The organism is Micromonospora sp. NPDC049580, from assembly GCF_040675595.1.
In the GTDB taxonomy this organism is placed as follows: Bacteria; Actinomycetota; Actinomycetes; order Mycobacteriales; family Micromonosporaceae; genus Micromonospora.
Map to the genome: position 1 here is coordinate 1 of NZ_JBFAPG010000426.1, position 5,516 is coordinate 5,516.

5 protein-coding genes are annotated in these 5,516 nt (G+C 73.2%); 2 read left to right on the forward strand and 3 right to left on the reverse strand.

The window, feature by feature from the left end:
* Window positions 1–1,063 (reverse strand): ferric reductase-like transmembrane domain-containing protein (locus AB0J68_RS25910; protein WP_363940806.1); only part of this gene is annotated, 1,063 nt, incomplete at its 3' end.
* 267 nt (window positions 1,064–1,330) lie between these two features.
* Between AB0J68_RS25910 and AB0J68_RS25915 the strand changes: the two genes are divergently transcribed.
* A complete protein-coding gene (locus tag AB0J68_RS25915) occupies window positions 1,331–2,776 on the forward strand; it encodes an alpha-amylase family protein (RefSeq protein WP_363940808.1) in 1,446 nt (481 codons plus the stop codon).
* Window positions 2,777–2,852: 76 nt separating this feature from the next.
* On the forward strand, window positions 2,853–3,764 hold the full coding sequence (locus tag AB0J68_RS25920; protein ID WP_363940810.1) for a L,D-transpeptidase: 912 nt from the start codon (window positions 2,853–2,855) through the stop codon (window positions 3,762–3,764).
* 10 nt (window positions 3,765–3,774) lie between these two features.
* Here the strand turns inward: AB0J68_RS25920 and AB0J68_RS25925 are convergent, their stop codons facing one another.
* Window positions 3,775–4,407 (reverse strand): response regulator transcription factor, encoded by a 633-nt coding sequence (locus tag AB0J68_RS25925; protein WP_354856249.1) that lies wholly within the window; start codon window positions 4,405–4,407, stop codon window positions 3,775–3,777.
* Window positions 4,404–5,516, reverse strand: a 1,113-nt coding sequence (locus tag AB0J68_RS25930) for a histidine kinase (RefSeq protein ID WP_363940812.1), incomplete at its 5' end; no start/stop codon positions are given. The genes AB0J68_RS25930 and AB0J68_RS25925, both read right to left, overlap by 4 nt.

Genomic DNA, 5,516 nt, shown 5'->3' on the forward strand with positions numbered 1-5,516 from the left:
TCGTGGTCTCCGCCTCGTCGCGCCGTCCACGCGTCGGCCGGTCGGCGTCCTGCCGAGCCGCCGGCGCCTCGTCCCGCCGCCGTCGACTGGGCCGGGCCGGCTCGGCGAGCGAGCCGGGCTCGGGCACCACCGGAACGGTGAACCGCTCGGGGTCGCGCCGCCGTGGGCCGGGCGGCGCCGTCCAGGTGGCGGTGGTCGCCTCCGCCCAGGCGGGGCGCTTGTCCTCGCTGGTGTCGCGGCGACGGCTGAGGCCGGCCAGCAGCGACCGCCCGCGGCCCTCCTCGGTGGCCCGCCCGGCCAGCACCGCGTTGCGCACGGCGGCCTGGTGCTGCTCCCGGCTGCGCCGGCCGATGGTGACCGAGAGCCGAACCAGCAGCGCCAGCACGACGAACAGGATGCAGGCGAGGTAGCTGAGCACCACCCAGGACTTCGCGGCCCGACCGGCGTTGAGGCCGTGCACGATCGCGAAGGGCCAGGCGAGGTAGGCGGCGGAGTGCAGGGCGCGCCACAGCCACTTCGGACCGACGCCGGCGAAGCGGGCCCGGATGATGCCGGTCCAGATCACGCTGACCATGAGCAGGGCCGCCACCGTGCCGAGGCCGACGTAGAGGCCCCGGCCGCCGACGAACGGCACCAGCGAGTCGGTCGCCGCCGCGCGACCGGTAGCGATCTTGGTGAGGACGTGGAAGAACAGCCCGGCGACGCCCAGGACGCCGGTGGCGCGGTGCGCCGACTGCATCAGCACCCGGTGCGAGATGCCCAGCACCAGCCGGTCGGTGGCGAGCAGGCCCAGCATCACGGTGAGACTCAACGACACCAGGGCGATCACCCCGGCGAAGAACTCGGTGAAGAAGAAGCCGTACGCGTACGCCGTCTGGCCGGCGCCGGTCAGCATGGTCGCCGCCCAGAGCGCGGCCAGCGCGGACGCGATCAGCAACGTCGTCGCCGAGCGCGACCTGGTCCGCACCCCCCGACTGCTGGTGCTGGTCCGGACCTCGGTGGCCTTCTGGTTCTGCTTTGCCCGGGCCATCTGCTCCTCGATCGTCTCGCGGCGGCGCACCACCGGCCGACCCCTGCTCCCCCATCCAGTACGGACCGGCGGGGCGAGCGGATCACCCGGGGACGGAAATTTCTGAGCCGGATCGAACCGACCGACGCCGGGACGCGTGTAGCGGCCACCGTGGACAGTGATCGACATCCATACATTGACAGTCGTTGCAACACGCTTGTAACCTTTCGGCAAATTTCAGCATGGGTTGCAAGATTCGAGCAGCCGATGCGATCCCCCGCCGCACCACCACCCCCACCCCCGCTCCCGTCAGGAGTCCCGATGCACCGACGTCGACGCGGCTCGGCGATCCTCGCCCTCGGCCTGGTCGCCAGCCTGCTCGTCCCCCTCACCGCGGCGGCGCCCCCGGCCGCCGCCAGCCCGTCCGGCGCCAAGAAGGTCATCGTCCAGCTCTTCGAGTGGAACTGGCCGTCGGTGGCCAGCGAGTGCCAGAGCACGCTCGGCCCGAAGGGCTACGGCTACGTCCAGGTCTCGCCCCCGCAGGAGCACGTGCGGGGCAACCAGTGGTGGCTGGCGTACCAGCCGGTCAGCTACCGGATCGAGTCCCGCAAGGGCACCCGGGCCCAGTTCCAGTCGATGGTGAACACCTGCCACGCGGCCGGCGTCAAGGTGCTCGTCGACGCCGTCATCAACCACATGTCCGGCCAGGACAACGGCGGCACCGGCTGGGCCGGCTCGTCGTACTCGCACTACGACTATCCGGGCATCTACCAGACCCAGGACTTCCACCACTGCGGGCGCAACGGCGGCGACGACATCGCCAACTACAACGACCGGTACGAGGTGCAGAACTGCGAGCTGGTCAACCTGTCGGACCTGAAGACCGAGTCGGACTACGTCCGGACGAAGATCGCGTCGTACCTCAACGACCTGCTCTCCCTCGGCGTCGACGGGTTCCGGCTGGACGCCAGCAAGCACATGCCGGCCGCCGACATCGCCGCGATCAAGAGCAAGCTGTCCCGCTCGGCGTACATCGTGCAGGAGGTCATCTACGGCGCGGGCGAGCCGGTCCAGCCGACCGAGTACACCGGCAACGGTGACGTGCACGAGTTCCGCTACGGCAAGGACCTGGCCCGGGTCTTCCGCTCGGAGAAGCTGGCGTACCTGAGCAACTTCGGCGAGGGCTGGGGTCACCTGCCCACCGGGTCGGCCGCGGTGTTCGTGGACAACCACGACACCCAGCGGGACAACAGCGGGGTGCTGACCTACCGCGACCGGGGGATCTACGCCCTCGCCAACGCCTTCATGCTGGCCTGGCCGTACGGCTCGCCGACCGTCATGTCCAGCTACACCTTCAGCAACCGCGACGCCGGCCCGCCCTCGGACGGCAACAACAAGACGCTGAACACGGCCTGCTACTCCGGCTGGGAGTGCGAGCACCGCTGGCCGGTGATCGCCAACATGGTCGGCTTCCGCAACGCCACCGAGGGCGCGGGCGTGGCCAACTGGTACGACAACGGCAACAACCACATCGCGTTCAGCCGCAGCGGCAAGGGCTTCGTCACGCTCAACGACGAGGACTCCGCCGTCAACGGTCGCTCGTACTACACCGGGCTGCCCGCCGGCCGGTACTGCGACGTCATCCACGGCACGTACGCGGGCGGCACGTGCAGCGGACCGGTGATCACCGTGGACGGTAACGGCTGGTTCGCCGCGAACGTGCCGGCGCACGACGCGGTGGCCATCCACATCGGCGCGCGGGTCTGACCGACCCCGGGGCCTCCGGCCGGCGCGTATCGCCGAACCGGGGGCCCCGGACCGTCCACCGCCATAGAGTGGTTTGGTGTCGTTTGACCGAATGTCCCCGTACCGCCGCCGTGCCGGCTGGATCGCCGCCGGCATCGCCGTACCCGTGCTGCTGGCCGCCGCGCTGCTGGTCGGCCAGGCTCTCACCCCACGCTCGACGGCCCCCGACAGGCAGAACGTGGCGGCAGCCGACCCGACGCCGAGCAGCGTCGAGCAGAGCCCGGAGGAGTCGGTCCCGCCGGCCGCGCCCGCCCCGGCCGGTCTGCCGGTGCTCGACTACGACCCCGCGCCCAAGGGTTTCCCCGCCGACCCGGCCACGATGGACGTCACGCCCCTGACCGAGGGCGTGCACCCGACCCGGCGGATCGCCGCGTACGACGCGCCCGGCGGACGGCCGCGGGCCTTCCTCGAACCGACGCTCGCCGGTGTCGAGCTGACCGTGCCGATCGCCGAGCGTCGGGTCGGCTGGACGGCCGTCCTGCTGCCCTCGGCCAACCGGCGTCTCGCCTGGCTGCCACCCGGCGGGTTCGACACCGTGGCGCTGCGCGACCAGATCGTGGTCGAGCGCAAGGCGCACCGGCTCACCTGGTACCGGTCCGGCAAGGCGGTGCGCTCCTGGGAGACGAGTCTCGGCCAGTCCGGGCAGGAGACGCCGCTCGGGCGGACCTTCGTCCTGGGCCGCACCCCACCGCCCGGGGAGGTCTACGGCGGGGTGGACATCTACGCCCTCGGCTCGGTGCCCGACGACCCGGAGGCGGTGCCCACCGGGCTGCGCGGCGCGCACATCGGCCTGCACACCTGGTACAGCGACGACGAACTGGGCGAGAACACCACCAACGGCTGCATCCGGGTCAACCGCAGCGGCCAGCGGGAACTGCTCGCCGAGGTCCGACCCGGCAGCAGCCTGGTGGTGGTCGACCGGCTCGCCACCCCGCCGCCGACCGCCTGAGCGGGGCCGCTCAGTCGCCGAGGAGCCAGCCGTTCTGCTCGGCGATGCGCACGGCCGCGGCCCGGTTGCGGGCGCCGGTCTTGCCGATCGCCGCGGAGAGGTGGTTGCGCACCGTCCCCTCGGACAGGTGCAGCGCCTTCGCCAGCTCGGCGACCGCGCCACCGGCGCGGGCCGCCCGCAGCACCTCGGTCTCCCGCTCGGTCAGCGGGCTCGCCCCGGTGGCCAGGGTCTCCGCGGCCAGCGTCGGGTCGACCACCCGCAGGCCGGCGTGCACCCGGCGCACCGCGTCGGCGAGCTGCCGGGCCGGGGTGTCCTTGACCACGAAGCCGTTCGCGCCGGCCTCCATGGCGCGACGCAGGTAGCCGGGCCGACCGAACGTGGTCACCACCAGCACCCGGCAGGCCGGCAGCGCCGCCCGCAGCGCGGCGGTGGCGGCGATCCCGTCCAGGCCGGGCATCTCCACGTCCAGCAGGGCCACATCGGGCGTGTGCCGGAGGGCCTCGGGCACCACCTCGTCGCCCCGGCCCACCTCGGCCACGACGGTCAGGTCCGGCTCCAGCGACAGCAGCGCGGCCAACGCACCACGGACGAGCGCCTGGTCGTCGGCGAGCAGCAGCCGGATCGGCGTACCCGCCGCGCTCACCGGGCCGCCGCCGGGGCGTGCACCCGCAGCAGGAAGCCGGTGCCGTCGTCCCGGCCGCGGCCCACGGTCACCACGGCGTCCAGCCGGCGGGCCCGTTCCCGCAGACCGACCAGCCCGTACCCGGCGGTGCCGGCGTCCGGCGTGGACGGCCCCCGGCCGTCGTCGCTCACCTCGACCCCGTCCGGGCGCACCCGGATCGTGCAACACCGCGCGCCGCTGTGCCGGACCACATTGGTCACCCCTTCGCGTACCGTCCACCCGAACAGCCGGTCCCACTCCCTCGGCAGCTCCGGCACCTCGGCCGGCAACTCCGCCGCGATGCCCGCCGCGGCGAGGGCGGACCGCGCGCCGGCCAGCTCCCCGGCGAGGGTGACCTCCCGGTACGCCCCGACGGTCTGCCGCACGTCGGCCAGCGCCGCCCGCGCCAACCTCTCCACCTCGGCGATCTCGGCGGCCGCCCGGACGGTGTCGACCTCGATCAGCCGTCCGGCCAGCTCGGCCTTGATCGCCACCACGGTCAGCGAGTGCCCGAGGATGTCGTGCAGGTCGCGGGCGGCGCGGGCCCGCTCCTCGGCGACCGCGAGCCGGCCGATCTCCTGCTGCGCGGCCTGCAACTCGCTGTTGCGCTGGGCCAGCCGGGACACGCCGAACATGGCGAACGAGGCGAGCAGCACCGCGAAGACGATCCCGTGCTCCGCCTCCCAGCCCGGCACCAGCCAGGACGCCAGCGCGGGAGTCACGGCGCAGAGCGCCACGGTGACCGCCGCCTCCCACGGCGGCAGCAGGAACACCCCGGCCGCGGCCACGTAGACCAGGGTCGCCAGCCAGTCGCCGCCGGTGCCCGGGATGCTGACCAGGCCCACCGCGAGCAGCACCAGCAGGCCCACCCGCGCGCGCCCCGCCGGGATCGGCAGCAGCAGCTGGCGCAGTCGGCGGGCCCACTGGAACAGCAGCACGTAGCCCAGACCGAAGACGACCAGGGCGGTCACCCCGACGACCCGCCGCCACGGCTCCGGCTGCTGCAGCGCGGTGGAGATCGGGATGTTGAGGAAGAACAGCCACACGGCGGCCAGCAGCCAGCCGATGTACCGCCACTGGCGGTTCATCGG

What these genes read in the sequence shown, in the direction of transcription:
- AB0J68_RS25915 (WP_363940808.1), top strand. Translation starts at nt 1,331, where the DNA reads ATGCACCGACGTCGACGCGGCTCGGCGATCCTCGCCCTCGGCCTGGTC.